Here is a 15,849-nt window from a genome sequence, read left to right as displayed (position 1 = left end):
CTGCGGATTCGCGCCAACCGGACCACGCCATGTTCATCACCGCCCGTGAACTCGCCGGCGAAGCCGGCATCCGCCACGCCTTCTTCACGCGTGAGGGCGGCGCCTCGACCGGCATCTACACTTCGCTGAATGGCGGGCTGGGCTCGAACGACGATCCTGCGGCGATCACCGAGAACCGCGCGCGGATGGCGCGGCATCTCGAAGTCGAGCCGGCGAATCTGGTCAGCCTCTATCAGGTGCATTCCGCCGATGTGGCTGTCGTCACCGGCCCCTGGCCGGGTGAGCGCCCGAAGGCGGACGCAATGGTGACGACTGCGCCGCATGTGGCGCTCGGCGTGTCCACGGCCGATTGCGGACCGATCCTGTTCGCCGACAGCGAGGCGCGGGTCATCGGTGCGGCGCATTCCGGCTGGAAGGGCGCGTTTACCGGCATCGTCGGTGCGACGGTCACCGCGATGGAGAAGCTCGGCGCGCGGCGGGAGCGCATCGTTGCCGTGCTCGGGCCCACGATCAGCGCCAAGGCCTACGAGGTCGGGCCTGAGTTCATCGAACGCTTCAAGGCGGAGAACCGGACCTATTCCCGCTTCTTCACGGCGTCCGAGCGGGCGGCACATGCGATGTTCGATCTTCCGGCCTTCATCGCGCTCAAGGCGCAGGAAGCCGGGATAGGCCGATTCGTCGACATGGCGCTGTGCACCTATGGCGATGAGCAGCGATTCTTCAGCTATCGGCGCACCACGCATCGCGGCGAGCCGGATTACGGGCGGCTGATCTCGGCGATCGCCCTCGATTGACCTGAAAGCGGTTGACGGTTCGGCTGCTGCGCTTGTCGCGGCCCTACAGCGGAGTCATCGTCGTCCCGGCTGGTCGGAATGCATCGCTTCCGCAGCATAGAGACGTTCTTCGGGCGATGCATTCCAGATGCGGGGGCCGAGATGGAACAGATCCTGATGAACCTGATCGCCGGTGCGATCGGCGGCAATGCGGCCGGCAAGGCCAGTCCAAGCTTCGATCTCGGGACATTGGGCAATACGATTTCTGGACTCGTCGGCGGCGGCGTGCTCGGCCAGCTGATACCGCTCCTGCTGCCGGCGATCAGCGCGGCGGCGCAGGGCGGCAATCTCAGCGTCGGCAGTGTCCTGACCAACCTGATCGCCGGTGGTGCGGGCGGCGCGATCCTGACCGCGATCATCGGCGCGCTCAAGAACAAGACCGCCTGAGCAAGCAACGCGATACGGCAGCCCGGCTCTTTGCGGGGCCGGGCTGCGCGCTACGCACGGCCTGGACCTTGCGCGGCGGTTCCCGCAGCGGCGATGCTGCGTGGCCGAAGACGCTTGAGAGGCCGCCTTGTCCCGTTCGATCGCTTATTATTTCTCGCTGCATTCGCCCTGGACCTATCTCGGCAATGCTGTCTTCCACGATATCGCTCGCCGGCATGGCTGCACCATCGACTACCGGCCGATGCCGCTGCGTTCGGTATTCGACGAGACCGGCGGTCTTCCTCTGCCGAAGCGGCATCCGGTTCGGCAACGCTACAGGCTGCTCGATCTGCAGCGCTGGCGCGAGCGACGCGGCGTGCCGCTCGTCCTGCAGCCCCGGCATTTTCCCTTCGATCCGTCCCAGGCCGACCGCATGACGATCGCGATCCTGGCTGCCGGCGGCGATCCCTTCGCGTTCATCAGCGACGTGATGGCCGGCCTCTGGGCCCGGGACGAGGAAATGACGCAGCCCGAGGCGCTTCTCGCCTGCGCCGCGCGAGCCGGGCTTGACGGGCTGGCGCTGCTCGCCGCGGCCGACAGCCCGCCGATCAGGCAACGCTACGAGGCGACATTGGGGCAAGCCGTCGAGGCCGGCGTCTTCGGTGCGCCCAGCTATGTGCTCGATGGCGAGGTGTTCTGGGGGCAGGACCGCCTGGAATTGCTCGATTCGGCGCTGACGAGCGGACGCGAAGCCTATCGCCCGGACGGCGCGGCCTGACAATCAGCCGACGATGTCGGGCGTGCGCCAGCCCAGGTGCTGCCCGGCGTCGACGGCGATCATCTGGCCGGTGACCGAGCGCGCCTGCGCCAGATAGAGCACCGCGTCGGCGATCTCGTCGGGAGAGACCCGATGGCCGAGCAGTGTGGCGGCTGCCTCCTGCTCCATCAGCGCCGGACCGTCATAGGCATTGGGAAAGGTCGGGCCGGGGCCGACCGCGTTGACGCGAATCCGTGGAGCGAGCGCCTGCGCCAGCGTCCGGGTCGCGGTGAGCAGCCCGGCCTTGGTCAAGGTGTAGGAATAATATTGCGGCGTCAGCTTCCAGACGCGCTGGTCGACGATATTGACGACCGCGCCGTTCATGCCCTCCGGCAGATGCTCGGCCAGGGCGCCGATCAGCAGCGAGGGCGCACGAAGGTTGATCGCGAACTGGCGGTCCCATGCCGCCACATCGAGCGAGCGGACGTCGTCATCGATGAAGCTGGCGGCGCTGTTGACGAGCAGCGTCACCGGCCCCAGCTCCTTCGCAGTCGCCGGAATCAGGGCCGCCGCAGCCTGCGAATCGGCGAGATCCGCCGAAAGCGTGCAGCAGGCGGCCCCGGTGAGCCGGAGTTCCGCAGCGAGGGCTTCAGCCTCGTCGCGGCTGTCGCCGTGGTGGATCGCGACGGCATAGCCGGCCTTCGCCAATCGCGTGGCGATCGCGCGGCCGATTCGCCGGGCGCCGCCGGTGACCAGCGCGACCTCAGTCATTGGAGGAGGGGGCCGGGTCGGCACGCGTCGCCGGGGTTTCGGCGGCGGAGCGCCGCTGAAGCCGGCGTTCCCAGTGCTTGGCGACGCGCAGATAGCGATAGAAGGCGTAGTTCATCGCGGTCATGAAGCCGTAGACGCCGCGCAGCGCGTGGCGGCGCCCGATATAGGCCTTGAAGAAGTTGGCAGGGAATTCGGCGACCAGCCGAAAGGCGGAGAGCGTCTCGCCGCGGGCATCGAGATCGTCGGCCTGCGCATCGCTATAGGCATTGAGCTTCTCCATCTGCTCGCCGAGGGAGCGGACCGAGAAGTGGTGGACCGTTCCCTTCATGCGCCCGACCTTCGTGCCGGGCTGCAGGTCGACACGGTCATGCACCGGGGAGAGCGAGTATCGGCCCCAGCTCTTCCGATAGAGCCGTACGGGGGCGAGTGCATAGGCGAAGCGGTGCGGCGCCTTCTCGCCGGGGAAGATCTCCGCGATTCTGATCTTGTAGGCATCGGCTGCTGGCCCGCGGGTGAAGAGCGCGGCGATCTCGGCGACAAGATCGGGAGGCATCACCTCGTCGGCATCGAGGTTCAGGAGCCAATCATGGCGACATTGTTCTTCGGCGAAGCGCTTCTGCCGGCCGTAGCCCGGCCATGAATTGAAGATCACCCGGGCGCCGAGCGATTCTGCGAGGGCCTGCGTTCCATCGGTCGAACCGGAATCGACCACCACGATATCGTCGCTGAGCGCGCGGGCAGCCTCGATGGTGCGCCCGATCCGGTCCGCTTCGTTCTGCGCGATGATGAAAATCGAGAGGGGCGGCACGGTTCCGATCAATCCTTGTGATTTCAAGGCTTAAGCATGCCCAGTGCGGTGCGGCAAGGTTGGAACGGAGAGTGGGCCTGCACGCGCTAAAAATTGCCGGAACCTTGCGTGATCTCCCGCGTTTTTAGCCCCGATCAGCCGCGGTCAACGAGCTGGGTTTAGCGCATTATTAGTATTCGATTTACCATTGATGTCGGGAGGAGCGTGGTTAACCTGGCTTTACCTATTTGCATGCAGTCATCGCATTCGTGCCGCATTTCTGCCGCGGTCTGCAATGCAGATGTGCTTCCAGTGCAACAGACAAAACCGCTGCCCCGTCTTATACAGGGTCCATCGAAATCACCTGCCGGCCCGTTCGGCGCTGCGACGACTAAGGAGTTTATCATGAAGAAGTACCTGCTTGCGAGCGTGGCAGCGCTCGGCATCCTCGCCGCTGGCGCCGCCTCTGCCGCTGACCTGCCGTCGCGCAAGGGCCCGATCGCTGCCCCGATCTACGTCCCCGTCTTCACCTGGACCGGCTTCTACGTCGGTGCCAACGCCGGCTACGGCTGGGGCAACACGAGCACCAACAACCTGGGTCAGGTCGGCGATCTCGACGGCTTCATCGGTGGCGGCCAGGTCGGCTACAACTACCAGATCGGCCAGTTCGTGCTCGGCGCCGAAGCCGACTTCCAGGGCGCTGACCTGAGCTCCGGCGGCAACATTTTCGGCACGAGCGTCAAGACCGAGTACTTCGGTACCGTCCGCGCCCGTCTCGGCTGGGCCATCGATCGCTGGATGCCCTACGTCACCGGTGGTTGGGCTTACGGCAACGTGAAGACCTCGATCCCGAGCATCGGCTTCTCGTCCGACCGCACCCACACCGGCGGCTATGCCATCGGCGCGGGCCTCGAGTACGCCTTCACCAACAACCTGGTTGCCGGCGTCGAGTACCTCTACGTCGACCTCGGCGAGAAGAACATCATCAACAACATTGGCACCAGCAAGGTCGGCGCCGACTTCTCGGTCGTCCGCGCTCGCCTCAGCTACAAGTTCTGATCTCTCCTCCCGGAGACGGAACGAACCCGGTGGCCTCGGCCACCGGGTTTTTTGTTGTCTTGATGACGGAGGCCGCTGAGCCTCGGCGATAGAAAAAGCCGGCAGCTTTTGACTGCCGGCGGACCAGATTCGTGACGACGTCGGTATGCCCGACGCCGTGCTGCGTTCGCGCTGTTCAGCCTTTGAAGCGCGTCGTCTCGAAGGCGGGGACGCGGGCGGCGAAATCATCGAGCCAGGCGACCAGCTTCGGATGGGCGGCGCGCCATTTCCCCTCGAAGCGCAGATCAAGATAGCCGAGCGCGCAGGCCAGCGCGATTTCGCCGATTCGAGGGCGATTCGGGAAAGCGGGCGGCGCGGCTTCCAGCGCGGCGAGACCGCGGCCAACCTTGCCGTCCTGATGCGCCAGCCAGTTGGCATTGCGGCCTTCCTCGGCGCGATAGCGCCCTTCGTAGACCTGAAGCAGGGCGGCATCGCAGATGCCGTCGGCCAAGGCCTGCAGACGTAGCTGCTCAAAGCGCGCGTCGCCGGCCGGGATGATCTTTCCGCCGGCGATATGGTCGAGATAGTCGACGATGACGCGGGAATCGAACAGCGTCGTGCCGTCCTCCAGGATCAGCGTCGGGATCTTGCCGAGCGGATTCTGCTGGCGCAGCGGCTCGGACGGATCGTTCGTATCGGCCGCGACGATCTCGATGCGGTCCGTCAGCTCGAGTTCGATAGCCGCCATCTTGACCTTGCGGCCGAAGGGCGAAGCGGGGGAGGAGCGCAGGACGAGCATCGACAAAACCCTTGCTGGGACGAGACGGAAGACGATCAGCCGTCGGAGCGGATCGGTTCGCAGAGATAGCGCGGCCGCGGCCCTTGCGCGAGACGTTCGGTCAGGGTCGGGAGAAGGATCTTCGCCTCTTCGGCAAGCCGCCATGGCGGATTGGCGATCAGCAGACCGGTTGCGCCGAGACCGCCGGCCGCCTCCGGGCGATCGACCTCGATCTCCAGCCGCAGCAAACGGGCGATGCCGGCATCGCGGACATCGTTCATGAGGGTTTCGACGCCCCCGCGGTCCTTGATCGGATACCAGAGCGCATAGATGCCAGTCGGCCATTTGCGATGGGCGGCGATGAACTGCGCGGCGAGCGTCGCGAATTCGTCCTTCTGCTCGAAGGGCGGGTCGATCAGGACGAGGCCGCGGCGTTCCTTCGGCGGGACATTGGCCCTGAGCGCCGTCCAGCCGTCGATGGCCAGGGCCTTGCAGCGCTTGTCCATGCCGACCGCCTCGACGAGCTTCTGATAGGTCGGCGGATGGAGTTCGGCCGCGATCAGCCGGTCGTCGCGCCGCATGACGTGGCGACAGAACCAGGGCGAGCCGGGATAGGCGCCGGGGCCGTGGAGCGCGCGAATGCCGGCCAGCGCGGCGCGGTAGGGGGCGAGCAATTCCTCGGCAGCGGGAGCGAGCGGCGACTGCTCGATTCGCGCCACGCCATCCTTCCATTCATGCGTCCTGAGCGCCTCCTCGGAGCTCAGATCATAGCGCCCGCTGCCGGCATGGGTGTCGATGATGCGATAGGGCGTCGGTTTGGCGGCGAGATGCAGCAGGATGCGGGTCAGCACGACATGCTTCAGCACATCGGCGAAGTTTCCGGCATGGAAGCCGTGGCGGTAATTCATGGAGCGTTCGTAGAGCAAGGCGCTCGTGCCCGAAAGCGGCAAAGCCCCTGAAGGCCGCAGCTTTCAGCGTGGCGCGACGACGGTGAACTCGCGGGCGCGGCAGCCGGAGCGATCCACTTCCTGGCAGCTGCGGAAGTCGCGCAGGTCCTTGCTGAAGCAGATCCGGACCTCCTGCAGGACGCCGCGCTTGCAGGCGACGGACATCATGTCGGTGCGCAGGCCGGGATTGGCCGCGACGAAGGCCCGCTCGAGATCGATCGCGGTCCAGCTCTGATCGCGTTCGGCCCTGGCGAGCACCGGGGGGATCGTCACCTTGTCGCGGGCGCGCCGGACATCGCGAAAGTAATCGCTCGGGCTGGAACCGCTGCAGGTGCCGTGCTTGCGCCACTCGTAGCGGGCAAGGCTTTCCGTAGGGAACAGGCCCTCGGCCTGTTCCAGCGCGATTCGCGAGGGCGAGCGGCCGGCGGGCCCGCATTCACTCGGATAGCCGCGCTCGTTCTGCGGCCAGAGCCCATGTACGACGAAGCGCAGATTGCTGCCTTCGCCGCATTGCTCGCGGTTGCGCGAGCGATCGCCGTCGAGTTCGCAGAAGCCGGGCGACCAGGACAGCGCCAGAACATAGAAGTCGAAATCGCCCGGCGTGCCGCCGCGCTGGCCGAAGCCTTGCGCGCAAGCCGCTCCGACGAGGCAGAAGAGCGACAGGGCTGCAAGCGCAAGGCGCTTCATCATCGCGCGATGGGCAGGTTTTACGGCCGCGCCATCTTGCAGTCGGGCGCATAGGCCCGGTTGCGATCTAGGCCGCTGACGCACCAGTTGACGTTCCAGGTCAGCCCGAAGAGGCCGAGATTCTCGCGCACGGAATAATCGACGCGATGGAAGGTGCCATCATTGAGCAGGATGCGGCCGCTGCAGAAGCGCCGCGGGATGAAGTCGTCGCCCCAGGAGCGGAAACCGATTTCCCCGATGCGATCATAGGAGACGGCCTGGAGCGGTCCCCAGAACTTGGCTTCGCGGGAATTGAACCAGCTCGTCAGCTCGCCGAGGACGGCCGGGTCCTCGCAGGCCGGCAGGTTGCCGTACATCGGGATGATGCGCGCTTCGGCCCGGTCGGCGGGATGCACGTAGCGGCGGCTGCTCGCGCCGGCCGCGAAGGCGGTCAGGCAGGCGAGGGAGACAAGGGCGGTTCGCAGCAGAGCGCGGCGCATGGAATCAGGCCTCGTACAGGAGGGCGAATATAGATGGCACGATGGCGATGCCGCGGTCAGGGGTCAAGAAAAGATGCTTCTCTTCGCTGTTGCGGAGCGTTCGGCGGGCTTTGCGGCCACAGTCGCGTTGTCATGCGAGCCGGTCAGAGCATCTCGTCGGAAGCCATGCTGGCGCGTTCATCCGGCTTCCGACAGATTGTCGGCAGATATGGGGAGACGCCATGACGAACTGCTTCGACGATCCGGCGGCGCGCATCGATGATGCAGGCTTGCTGCGCGGCCATATCGGCCCGGTCCATCCGCTGGCGACCGGCAAGGTCCTGAAAAAGCTCGATCAGTTCTGCCGAGACTTCATCGCGCTTTCGCCGTTCCTCGTGCTGGCGAGCTGCGATGCGGATGGAAATGCGGATGCGAGCCCGCGTGGTGACGGCCCCGGCTTCGTGCGCGTGCTCGACGAGCGGACGCTGCTGATTCCGGACCGGCGCGGCAACAACCGCGTCGACTCGCTCGGCAACATCGTGTCGGCGCCGGGCGTCGGGCTGGTGTTCATGGTGCCGGGCATTCCCGAGACTCTGCGCGTGAACGGCAAGGGCCGGGCGACGCGCGATTCCGATTTGCTGGCGCCGTCCGCGATGCTGGAACGCCCGCCCGTCACCGGGCTCATCGTCGAGGTCGATGAAGCCTTCTTCCATTGCGGCAAGGCGTTGATCCGCTCGAAGCTGTGGGATCAGGCCTCGCAGGTGCCGCGCAACAGCTTCCCCACGCTTGGCCGGATCATCGCCGACCAGACCAAGGCGGTCGATGGCGACGAGGCCGATCGCAATCTCGAGGAAGGTTATCGCACGCGCCTCTACTGAGAGGCGCGTGCCGTCAGAACGACGCTTCGAGCATGGCGGCATAATCGGCCGCCGTGGCCGCGCGCGGGTTGGTCGCGCTCGAATGGTCGAGCGTCGCCGCCTCGGCGATGGCCGGCACGACATGGCGCGGCAGGCCCATGGCAGAGAGGCTACCGGGCATGCCGAGCCGGGCGACAAGCCCGGCAATCCATTCTGCGAGCTCGGCGTCGGGGGCAAGGCCGAGGACGCGCCGGATTTCGGCATATTTCGCCTCGGCCGCCGGCGCGTTGAAGCGCAGCACGGCGGGCAGCAGCACGGCGTTCAGCGTGCCGTGATGCAGCGAGACCTCCTTCAGCCCGCCGAGCGGGTGAGAGAGGGCATGGACAGCGCCGAGCCCCTTCTGGAAGGTCATGCCGCCCTGCAGAGCGGCCATCATCATCTCCTTGCGGGCCTCGCGGTCCGAGCCGTCCTTAACGGCGCGCTCGATATGGTCGACGGCGCGCTTCAGCCCGTCGAGGGCGATGGCTTCGGCCGGCGGGTTCTCGCGCGGGCTGAGATAGGTCTCGATGCAATGGGTGACGGCGTCCATGCCGGTGGCGGCGGTGAGCCACGCGGGCAGCCCCATCGTCAGCTCGGGGTCGCAGATGGCCAGGCGCGGGATCAGGTACGGTGCGATGAAGCCGAGCTTGCGCCCGTCCTTCAGGGTGATCAGCGCGGCGCGGCCGACCTCGCTGCCGGTGCCCGAGGTCGTCGGGATCGCGATGACGGGGGCGACCTTGGCGGTGACCCTCGGGATGCCGCCGAGGATCGCGGCGTAGGTTTCGAGCGGGCCGTCATGGGTGGCGAGCAGCGCCACGCCCTTGGCGAGATCGATCGGAGAGCCGCCGCCGATCGCGACGACACCATCGCAGCCATGCTGGCGGTAGAGCACGAGCGCCGCCTCGACAGCCTCCTCGGTGGGATTCGTGGGCGTATCGACGAAGACCGGGGCGGATCGCAAGGCGGCGGCATGTTTCTGCACGGCCGCGACAAGCCCGGCCGCGAGGATACCCTTGTCCGCAACGATCATCGGCCTGGCGATGCCGAGCCCGGAGAGATCGGCCTCGATGCCGGCGACCTCGCCGAAGCCGAACTTGATCGTCGTGAGATAGGTGATCAGCGCCATGTCGTGCCTCCCGCCGGCCTTTTCCGCAGGGCAGCTTTGTCGCCCGGCCGGGCGGAGGATGCCAGCCCGCAGGCGTGAGCCCGGCGCAGGTCACCCCGGCTCGAAAAGAGTGACGATCTCGAGCGCGGTATCGCTCAGCAGCTCGGCTGCAGGGTTCGGCGACCGGCTGGCCCGATGCCGCTGGAACACCGTCCCGAACTGCCAGATAGCAAAGGCGAACAAGGCGAGGCCGACCAGCAAGCGATTGCGGGCCGAGGCCGACAGATTGCCGACGGTGTCGTCATAGGACAGCATCGTCCTGCCTTCGGTCGTGGCCTCGTAGATCAAGCCCCTGTCGGGATCGACGAGGAAGTGCAATGGCTGGCCCCAGCGGATGCGATCGGTATTCTCGACCCACAGGGTGCGCGCCGGCGAATAGCTCTTGAGCGGGTGGCCGGTGGCGACGAGCGCGATGCGCTGGGTGCGGTAGCTGCCCTGGTTGCGGCCGGTGCCTTCCTGGACGAGCGGCGTGTCGATCGAGATCGGACCGACATGGCCCGCGACCGAGAGCTGCTCGCGCGGCAACGGAAACCGCGCCCAGGCCGTGGCCGCAATATAGAGGCCGACGGCAGCGGCCACCACGCCCAGCATCATGAGCCAGAGGTCGGATGGCTTCCGTTCCGTGGCCCTGCTCCGTTTCGCGTCAACCCTGTTCGATGGTAACAGCTTCCTGCCGGGCCTTGTAGGCGGCGCCGGACGTGCGCCTTTCCAGGACGAGCAGTGCGAGACCTGCCGCGACGATCAGGGCGGCCCCGCACAGCATCGCAGGTGTCGGCCAGTCGCCGAAGATGAACCAGCCGAAGACCAGCGCCCAGACGATCAGCGTGTATTGATAGGGCACGACGACCGAGGCTTCGGCGAGCTTGAGCGAGCGCGTGACACAGATATGCGCGGTCATCGCGATGATGCCGAGCAGGCCGAGCAGGGCGGCGTCCTTCAGGCTCGGCGTCACCCACCCGAAGGGCAGCAGCGCCAGCCCCATGAGCAGCGCGCCGAGAGTCTGCCACGCCACCAGCGTCACGTCGGGCGTGCCGCGCAGCTGCCGGCCGGCGATCATCATCGCGGCGAAGAAGAAGCTGCCGAGCACGGCGATCAACGCTGGCATCGACAGGCTCGCGCCGCTTGGGGCGAGGGCAACGGCAACACCGGTAAAGCCGAGGGCAACGGCAAGCCAGCGCCGCCCGTCGACGCGTTCGCCAAGCAGGAGCGCCGCGAGGATCACGACCCAGACCGGGGCGGCGAGCCAAATCGTCATGGCGTCGGCAAGCGGCAGGTAGGTCACGGCGAGATAGAACAGCGCGACCTCGGCCGAGCCGAAGAGAACGCGCAGCGCCTGCAATCGGGGGCGCTCCGGGCGCAATGTCCGCCGCACACCCTGCTTGAACACGAAGGGCATGATGACGAGGAGAGCCGCAATGCTACGCAATACGAGCACCTGCCCCACCGTGTAGGTGGCGACCAGCCATTTGCCCATGACGTCGTTGAGCGAAAACAGCAGCATGCCGATGAGCATCATGGCGATGCCGGCGAGCGAGACGTTGCGGGCGGTCATGGCGAGCTGTCGGTTTTCATGGCGCGCCACCACTGGCCAACTCATGGTTGCGAAGCAAGCCCGCCTGGCAGCATGGCAGGGTCGCGTTTTTGATTTAAGTGTTGACTTAATTAAGTGAATTTGAAAGTTATAGAGCATGGACGCCTTCGCCGCCCTTGCCGACCCCACGCGCCGCAGCATCGTCGAGATGCTCGGCGAAAGCGCGCTTTCCGCCGGCGAGATCGGCGCGCGCTTCAGTGCGAGCGCGCCGGCGATCTCGCAGCATCTCAAGGTGTTGCGGGAGACGGGGCTGGTGACGGTCGAAGTCAGGGGCCAGCAGCGGATCTACCGGCTCGATCCGGCTGGGCTCGATGCCTTCGATGCCTGGCTGCGTCGGGTCCGGCGCTTCTGGGGGCATCACCTCGATCTGCTGGAACAGGAACTCGCGAAGCCCGGGACGGGCGAGGGAGAAACGCGATGAGCGAATATGGCGTTGTGCTGGAAAGCGGGGCGGTGCGTTTCGAGCGCCTGCTGCCCGGGCCGGTCGAACGTGTCTGGGCCTATATCACCGAGTCGGAGAAGCGCGGGCGCTGGCTCGCTTCCGGGCCCTTCGATCTGCGTGTCGGCGGGCGCACCCAGATGCTGTTCAAGCATTCGCAGATCACGGACGAGGCGCCGCCCGAGGCCTATCGCGAGATGCACGAGAACGGCTGGCCCTCGACCGGGACGATCACCCGCTACGAACCGCCGCGTCTCATCGCCTTCACCTGGGGCGGCGGGGACGAGCCGGAATCCGAGGTGGAATTCGCTCTCTCGCCGCAGGGCGACAAGGTCCTGCTGGTGCTGACCCATCGCAAGCTCGGCAGCAAGGCGGAGATGACCAGCGTTTCCGGCGGCTGGCACATGCATCTCGGCCTGCTGGAGGACCTGCTCACGGGCAGCCCGAGGCGCGGATTCTGGTCGCGCCACCAGAAGTTGGAGGCGGACTATGCGGCGCGCTATGCCGATCTGCCGGAACAGGGCGGTTCGGCCTGAGACCTACAGGCTCGCCGCCGCCCGTGCCGCCTGGTCGTACTGGCCGGAGAGGGAGCGCATCGCGGCGGCGATCTCCGACAGCCGCTCGGAATCTGCGCCGCTGGCCCGGACGGATTTGACCAGAAGCTGCTCGCGGATCTGGGCATAGCGCCGGCAGGCCTCCTCGCCGGCCGGAGTGACCTCCACGGTCTTCTCCTTGCCCTTGCGCCCGCCCTTGAGCAGCTTCAGCCGCTCCAGCTTCTTCAGCGAATAGTTCACCAGATGCGTGTCCTCGATGTTGAGGACAAGGCAGATATCGGCGAGCCGCTTCGGCTTGCTGCGATGATTGACGTTGTGCAGGACGAGGACGTCGAGCGGCGACAGGTCCGGCACGCCGGCGGCCGCCATGCAGCGGATCATCCAGCGCTGGAAAGCGTGCACCGTCATGCTCAGCGCGAACTCGAACTCCGACAGCGCCGGCAGGGCACCCGCGGCAAGGTGGCCGGAGGAGACGATCGGGCCGAGGTGGTCGGGGGCGGGAGAGGTCATCGCGCTCCATCATCCTGAATAAAAACGCGTGGTCATCCCAGACAAGCCGCGATAGCGGCGCCGATCCGGGATCCATGCCTGGACTGTTCCGGCATGGATCCCGGGTCTCCCTCCGGTCGCCCGGGATGACCGCGATCTCGATTTGACCTGTGGCGAGGTGGCCCGCCTCACATCTTCTTGTAGGCGTCAACGATCGCCTGGCCGTCGGCGCCGGCCTTCTTCAGCCAGTCGGCGGTCAGGGTGTCACCGGCCTTCTTGAAGCCCGCGGCCAGTTCGGGCGAGGGCGCCTGTACCTTCATGCCCTTGGCCTTGAGCTGGTCGAGATACCAGCCGGCCTTCTCCTGCCACATCTTCCAGCCGCGCTCCTCGGCAGCGGCGGCAGATTTCAGGATTGCGTCCTGCGTCGCCTGGTCGAGGGCGTTGAAGGCCGCCTTGTTGACGAAGGTGGCATCCTTCGGGATCCAGGCCTGCGTGTCGTAGAAATGCGTCAGCGACTCCCAGACCTTGGAATCGTAGCCGGTGCCGCCGGACGACATGAACGAGTTGACGACGCCGGTCGCCAGCGCCTGCGGCAGCTCGGCCGCCTGGATCGTCACGGACTGCATGCCGAGCAATTCGCCGAGGCGGGCGGTGCCGACATTGTAGGAGCGCCACTTCAGCCCCTTCATGTCCTCGATCGTGTTGATGTCCTTCTTGGCGTAGACGCCCTGCGGTGCCCAGGGGACCATGAAGAGCAGCTTGATACCCTGTGAATCGAGCTTCTTCTCGATCGCAGCCTTGGAGGCTGTGTAGAGCTTGCGCGAGTCGGCGAAGCTCGTGGCCAGGAAGGGCACGACGTCGATGCCGTAGACCGGATCCTCGTTCTCATGGATCGACATCAGGATCTCGCCCATCTGAGCCTGGCCGGTCTGGACGGCGCGCTTGATCTCCGGCGCCTTGAACAGCGCGGCATTGGCGTGGACCGTGATCGACAGCTTGCCGCCGGTGGCCGCCTCGACATCCTTGGCGAAGAGGACGAGGTTTTCCGTGTGCGGGTTATCCGCCGGATAGGCGTTGGGCAGGTTCCATTTGGTCTGGGCCGCCGCGCCGAGCGAACCGAAGGCGAGCGCCCCGGCGGCGACGCCCGCGACGAGAAGGCCCTTGATGAAGTCCTTGCGATGCATGGTCTTGTCTCCGTTCCCTTGGTTTTGATGCGGTATCATTGAGGCGGAAAGGCCATCTGGGGCAAGACCATCACGATCTGCGGGAAGATGGTGATGATCGCGACGGCGGCGACCAGCAGGAAGAAGAAGGGCAGCGCCGCCAGCGCGACCGTATTCGAATCCTTGCCGGACATGGTCTGCAGGACGAAGAGGTTGAAGCCGACCGGCGGCGAGACCTCGGCCATCTCGACGATCAGCACGAGGAAGATGCCGAACCAGACCAGATCGAAGCCGGCGGTCTTGATCATCGGGATGACGATCGCGGTGGTCAGCACGATCATCGAGATGCCGTCGAGCGCCGTGCCGAGCACGATGTACATCACCGTCAACGCCGCGATCAGCGCGTAGGGCGACAGGTGCAGGCTGTCGACCCAGGCGGCCAGCGCCGCCGGAATACCGGTATAGGCCATCGAGGTCGACATGAAGGAGGCGCCAGCCAGGATCAGCATGATCATGCAGGTGATCCGGGTCGTGCCCATCACGCTCTGCCAGAAGGCCTCCCTGGTCAGCGTGCCCGACCACCAGGCGATGCCGAAGGAGCCGAGCACGCCCCAGGCGGCGCATTCCGTCGCGGTCGCCCAGCCGAGCAGCAGCGACAGGAAGACGAGGAGGATGAGCAGCATGCAGGGGACGAGCTGCGCCGATTCCCGCAGCTTCTCGCGCAGGCTCATCTTTGGCTCTGGCGGCGGTGACTGGCTGGGATTCAGCATGTGCCAGATGGCGATGTAGCCGGAATAGAGCACCATCACGAGCAGGCCGGGCAGGAAGCCGGCGAGGAAGATCTGGATGATCGAGACGTTGGCCGCCACCGCATAGACCACCATGGTAATCGAGGGCGGGATCAGGATGCCGAGCGTGCCGGCGCCGGCCAGCGAGCCCAGCGCGACCTTCTCGTTGTAGCCGCGCTTCTTCAGCTCCGGCAGGGCGATCTTTGCGACGGTGGCGCAGGTCGCGGCCGAGGAGCCAGAGACCGAGCCGAAGATGCCGCAGGCGAGCACGTTGACGTGCATCAGCCGGCCCGGCAGCCAGTTGAGCCAGGGCGCGAGGCCGCGAAACATCTCCTCGGAGAGCTTCGTGCGGTAGAGGATCTCGCCCATCCAGATGAAGAGCGGCAGCGCGGCCAGCGTCCAGGAGGCGCTGTTGCCCCAGATCGTCGTGGCCAGCACGGAGCCGGCCGGGATGCCGCCGCCGACGAACTGCATCGCCACCCAGCCGCAGGCCATCAGCGAGATGGCGATCCAGACGCCGCCGGCCAGGAAGACGACGAGCAGCAGGAGCAGAAGCCCGGAAATCTCGATCATCGCCATGGCGTCACACTCCGCTCGCCATGGCGCGCTCGACGATCTCCTCGTCGGATTGCGCGGGCGGCTTCTCGTAGCGCGGCTCCTGGCCGCGGATCACGACATGGACGAACTCGTCCGCCATCGCGATGAAGAGGATGACGAGGCCGCCGGAATAGCCGAGCTGCGGAATCCAGAGCGGCATCGGCACGACGCCGCCGGCGATGTCGTTGAACTCCCAGGACTGCCACGTCATCACCGCGGCATGCCAGGCGAAGAAGCCGGAGAAGCCGAGGCCGAGCACCAGCGAGAACACCTCGAAGAACCAGCGCTTCCGGCCCTTGAAATGGTCGATCAGCAATCCGACGCGGATCATGTCGCCGGATTTGAAGGTGTGCGCGAGCCCGAGGAACGCCATCGCCGCCATGCACCAGGAGGTGAAATCGTCGCCGGCCGGGATGTTGAGGCCGATCTCGCGGCCGATCGACATCAGCATCATCAGCACGAAGATCAGGATGAGGAAGACCCCGGCCGCGTAGCCGGCCCAGAGGTAGAGCGCGTCGAGCGTGCGGCGAATCATGGCGCGCGCCGCTCCCGCCGGTGAGTGGCGCATGAGCGCCCGATTGCCAGGACTGCTCGCATCGTCGCATCCTCCGCTTTCGTGCCGGCCCGGCCCCTCAGCCATGTTCCAGCCACAATCGGGATGGTAGCCGCCGAAATTGTCTTGTCAATAACTCATCGACGATTTATCGATAAAACGTCAGCGTAATCCGTCGCTGGCATGACGGTG

20 protein-coding genes are annotated in these 15,849 nt (G+C 66.2%); 7 read left to right on the top strand and 13 right to left on the bottom strand.

What is annotated here, in order from left to right:
* The first annotated feature begins 29 nt into the window (after positions 1-29).
* The 3 genes from pgeF (at position 30) to AC2FAN_RS23535 (ending at position 1,977) form a co-directional block, all read left to right on the top strand.
* Complete coding sequence (pgeF, locus tag AC2FAN_RS23545) at positions 30-794, top strand: peptidoglycan editing factor PgeF (RefSeq protein WP_265054338.1); 765 nt, start codon at positions 30-32, stop codon at positions 792-794.
* A 141-nt stretch (positions 795-935) separates the two neighbouring features.
* Positions 936-1,220 carry a hypothetical protein gene (locus AC2FAN_RS23540; protein ID WP_265054337.1) on the top strand — a complete coding sequence of 95 codons (285 nt, stop codon included), beginning with the start codon at positions 936-938 and terminating at the stop codon, positions 1,218-1,220.
* A 127-nt stretch (positions 1,221-1,347) separates the two neighbouring features.
* Complete coding sequence (locus AC2FAN_RS23535; protein ID WP_485176554.1) at positions 1,348-1,977, top strand: DsbA family protein; 630 nt, start codon at positions 1,348-1,350, stop codon at positions 1,975-1,977.
* A gap of 3 nt (positions 1,978-1,980) precedes the next feature.
* Here the strand turns inward: AC2FAN_RS23535 and AC2FAN_RS23530 are convergent, their stop codons facing one another.
* Both AC2FAN_RS23530 and AC2FAN_RS23525 read right to left on the bottom strand, forming a co-directional pair.
* Positions 1,981-2,727 (bottom strand): SDR family oxidoreductase, encoded by a 747-nt coding sequence (locus tag AC2FAN_RS23530; protein ID WP_485176553.1) that lies wholly within the window; start codon positions 2,725-2,727, stop codon positions 1,981-1,983.
* A complete protein-coding gene (locus tag AC2FAN_RS23525) occupies positions 2,720-3,535 on the bottom strand; it encodes a glycosyltransferase family 2 protein (protein ID WP_485176552.1) in 816 nt (271 codons plus the stop codon). Before AC2FAN_RS23525 ends, AC2FAN_RS23530 begins: the two co-directional genes overlap by 8 nt.
* Positions 3,536-3,919: 384 nt before the next feature.
* Here AC2FAN_RS23525 and AC2FAN_RS23520 point away from each other — a divergent pair, with 384 nt between their 5' ends.
* The gene (locus AC2FAN_RS23520; RefSeq protein WP_265054333.1) at positions 3,920-4,573 is read left to right on the top strand and encodes an outer membrane protein; all 654 of its coding nucleotides are present in this window, start codon (positions 3,920-3,922) and stop codon (positions 4,571-4,573) included.
* Positions 4,574-4,748: 175 nt separating this feature from the next.
* Here the strand turns inward: AC2FAN_RS23520 and AC2FAN_RS23515 are convergent, their stop codons facing one another.
* The 4 genes from AC2FAN_RS23515 to AC2FAN_RS23500 all read right to left on the bottom strand — a co-directional run bounded on the left by AC2FAN_RS23515 (position 4,749) and on the right by AC2FAN_RS23500 (position 7,443).
* Positions 4,749-5,351 carry a glutathione S-transferase gene (locus AC2FAN_RS23515; RefSeq protein ID WP_265054332.1) on the bottom strand — a complete coding sequence of 201 codons (603 nt, stop codon included), beginning with the start codon at positions 5,349-5,351 and terminating at the stop codon, positions 4,749-4,751.
* A 35-nt stretch (positions 5,352-5,386) separates the two neighbouring features.
* Positions 5,387-6,238 (bottom strand): 23S rRNA (adenine(2030)-N(6))-methyltransferase RlmJ, encoded by an 852-nt coding sequence (locus AC2FAN_RS23510; protein ID WP_485176551.1) that lies wholly within the window; start codon positions 6,236-6,238, stop codon positions 5,387-5,389.
* A gap of 63 nt (positions 6,239-6,301) precedes the next feature.
* The gene (locus AC2FAN_RS23505; protein ID WP_485176596.1) at positions 6,302-6,964 is read right to left on the bottom strand and encodes a ribonuclease T2 family protein; all 663 of its coding nucleotides are present in this window, start codon (positions 6,962-6,964) and stop codon (positions 6,302-6,304) included.
* Between the two features lie 20 nt (positions 6,965-6,984).
* On the bottom strand, positions 6,985-7,443 hold the full coding sequence (locus tag AC2FAN_RS23500; RefSeq protein WP_265054330.1) for a hypothetical protein: 459 nt from the start codon (positions 7,441-7,443) through the stop codon (positions 6,985-6,987).
* A gap of 221 nt (positions 7,444-7,664) precedes the next feature.
* On the opposite strand from AC2FAN_RS23500, the gene AC2FAN_RS23495 reads away from it, so the two are divergent.
* Positions 7,665-8,300, top strand: coding sequence for a pyridoxamine 5'-phosphate oxidase family protein (locus tag AC2FAN_RS23495; protein ID WP_485176549.1), 636 nt, complete (start codon positions 7,665-7,667; stop codon positions 8,298-8,300).
* Between the two features lie 13 nt (positions 8,301-8,313).
* On the opposite strand, the gene AC2FAN_RS23490 is transcribed toward AC2FAN_RS23495, so the two are convergent.
* From AC2FAN_RS23490 to AC2FAN_RS23480, 3 genes are all read right to left on the bottom strand, one after another.
* Positions 8,314-9,444, bottom strand: coding sequence for an iron-containing alcohol dehydrogenase (locus AC2FAN_RS23490; RefSeq protein ID WP_485176548.1), 1,131 nt, complete (start codon positions 9,442-9,444; stop codon positions 8,314-8,316).
* Positions 9,445-9,534: 90 nt separating this feature from the next.
* Positions 9,535-10,077 (bottom strand): hypothetical protein, encoded by a 543-nt coding sequence (locus AC2FAN_RS23485; RefSeq protein ID WP_485176547.1) that lies wholly within the window; start codon positions 10,075-10,077, stop codon positions 9,535-9,537.
* A gap of 49 nt (positions 10,078-10,126) precedes the next feature.
* Positions 10,127-11,035, bottom strand: a complete 909-nt coding sequence (locus tag AC2FAN_RS23480) for a DMT family transporter (RefSeq protein WP_485176546.1) — start codon at positions 11,033-11,035, stop codon at positions 10,127-10,129.
* Positions 11,036-11,171: 136 nt separating this feature from the next.
* Here AC2FAN_RS23480 and AC2FAN_RS23475 point away from each other — a divergent pair, with 136 nt between their 5' ends.
* Together AC2FAN_RS23475 and AC2FAN_RS23470 are read left to right on the top strand one after the other, a co-directional pair.
* On the top strand, positions 11,172-11,495 hold the full coding sequence (locus AC2FAN_RS23475; protein ID WP_485176544.1) for an ArsR/SmtB family transcription factor: 324 nt from the start codon (positions 11,172-11,174) through the stop codon (positions 11,493-11,495).
* Positions 11,492-12,049 (top strand): SRPBCC family protein, encoded by a 558-nt coding sequence (locus AC2FAN_RS23470; RefSeq protein ID WP_265054323.1) that lies wholly within the window; start codon positions 11,492-11,494, stop codon positions 12,047-12,049. Before AC2FAN_RS23475 ends, AC2FAN_RS23470 begins: the two co-directional genes overlap by 4 nt.
* A gap of 3 nt (positions 12,050-12,052) precedes the next feature.
* Here AC2FAN_RS23470 and AC2FAN_RS23465 read toward each other — a convergent pair whose 3' ends face one another.
* The 4 genes from AC2FAN_RS23465 to AC2FAN_RS23450 all read right to left on the bottom strand — a co-directional run bounded on the left by AC2FAN_RS23465 (position 12,053) and on the right by AC2FAN_RS23450 (position 15,639).
* On the bottom strand, positions 12,053-12,577 hold the full coding sequence (locus tag AC2FAN_RS23465; RefSeq protein ID WP_265054322.1) for a winged helix DNA-binding protein: 525 nt from the start codon (positions 12,575-12,577) through the stop codon (positions 12,053-12,055).
* Positions 12,578-12,744: 167 nt separating this feature from the next.
* Positions 12,745-13,740 (bottom strand): TRAP transporter substrate-binding protein, encoded by a 996-nt coding sequence (locus tag AC2FAN_RS23460; RefSeq protein ID WP_265054321.1) that lies wholly within the window; start codon positions 13,738-13,740, stop codon positions 12,745-12,747.
* Between the two features lie 35 nt (positions 13,741-13,775).
* Positions 13,776-15,086 (bottom strand): TRAP transporter large permease, encoded by a 1,311-nt coding sequence (locus AC2FAN_RS23455; protein ID WP_265054320.1) that lies wholly within the window; start codon positions 15,084-15,086, stop codon positions 13,776-13,778.
* A 4-nt stretch (positions 15,087-15,090) separates the two neighbouring features.
* Positions 15,091-15,639: a TRAP transporter small permease gene (locus AC2FAN_RS23450; protein ID WP_265054319.1), complete on the bottom strand. Its 549-nt coding sequence runs from the start codon at positions 15,637-15,639 to the stop codon at positions 15,091-15,093.
* Positions 15,640-15,849: the final 210 nt, after the last annotated feature.

It is taken from the genome of Allobosea sp. RIT-PG3_2, from assembly GCF_057321085.1.
Note: the sequence above shows the minus strand (reverse complement) of the source record. Positions and strands in the feature narration are given on the sequence as shown.

Bases quoted from the DNA above. Each gene is read 5' to 3' on its own strand.
- AC2FAN_RS23450 (WP_265054319.1), bottom strand. From the start codon at position 15,639: ATGATTCGCCGCACGCTCGACGCGCTCTACCTCTGGGCCGGCTACGCG.
- AC2FAN_RS23530 (WP_485176553.1), bottom strand. From the start codon at position 2,727: ATGACTGAGGTCGCGCTGGTCACCGGCGGCGCCCGGCGAATCGGCCGC.
- AC2FAN_RS23455 (WP_265054320.1), bottom strand. From the start codon at position 15,086: ATGGCGATGATCGAGATTTCCGGGCTTCTGCTCCTGCTGCTCGTCGTC.
- AC2FAN_RS23475 (WP_485176544.1), top strand. From the start codon at position 11,172: ATGGACGCCTTCGCCGCCCTTGCCGACCCCACGCGCCGCAGCATCGTC.
- AC2FAN_RS23510 (WP_485176551.1), bottom strand. From the start codon at position 6,238: ATGAATTACCGCCACGGCTTCCATGCCGGAAACTTCGCCGATGTGCTG.
- AC2FAN_RS23465 (WP_265054322.1), bottom strand. From the start codon at position 12,577: ATGACCTCTCCCGCCCCCGACCACCTCGGCCCGATCGTCTCCTCCGGC.
- pgeF (WP_265054338.1), top strand. From the start codon at position 30: ATGTTCATCACCGCCCGTGAACTCGCCGGCGAAGCCGGCATCCGCCAC.
- AC2FAN_RS23520 (WP_265054333.1), top strand. From the start codon at position 3,920: ATGAAGAAGTACCTGCTTGCGAGCGTGGCAGCGCTCGGCATCCTCGCC.
- AC2FAN_RS23500 (WP_265054330.1), bottom strand. From the start codon at position 7,443: ATGCGCCGCGCTCTGCTGCGAACCGCCCTTGTCTCCCTCGCCTGCCTG.
- AC2FAN_RS23495 (WP_485176549.1), top strand. From the start codon at position 7,665: ATGACGAACTGCTTCGACGATCCGGCGGCGCGCATCGATGATGCAGGC.
- AC2FAN_RS23485 (WP_485176547.1), bottom strand. From the start codon at position 10,077: ATGATGCTGGGCGTGGTGGCCGCTGCCGTCGGCCTCTATATTGCGGCC.
- AC2FAN_RS23490 (WP_485176548.1), bottom strand. From the start codon at position 9,444: ATGGCGCTGATCACCTATCTCACGACGATCAAGTTCGGCTTCGGCGAG.
- AC2FAN_RS23515 (WP_265054332.1), bottom strand. From the start codon at position 5,351: ATGCTCGTCCTGCGCTCCTCCCCCGCTTCGCCCTTCGGCCGCAAGGTC.
- AC2FAN_RS23540 (WP_265054337.1), top strand. From the start codon at position 936: ATGGAACAGATCCTGATGAACCTGATCGCCGGTGCGATCGGCGGCAAT.
- AC2FAN_RS23480 (WP_485176546.1), bottom strand. From the start codon at position 11,035: ATGACCGCCCGCAACGTCTCGCTCGCCGGCATCGCCATGATGCTCATC.
- AC2FAN_RS23505 (WP_485176596.1), bottom strand. From the start codon at position 6,964: ATGAAGCGCCTTGCGCTTGCAGCCCTGTCGCTCTTCTGCCTCGTCGGA.
- AC2FAN_RS23470 (WP_265054323.1), top strand. From the start codon at position 11,492: ATGAGCGAATATGGCGTTGTGCTGGAAAGCGGGGCGGTGCGTTTCGAG.
- AC2FAN_RS23460 (WP_265054321.1), bottom strand. From the start codon at position 13,740: ATGCATCGCAAGGACTTCATCAAGGGCCTTCTCGTCGCGGGCGTCGCC.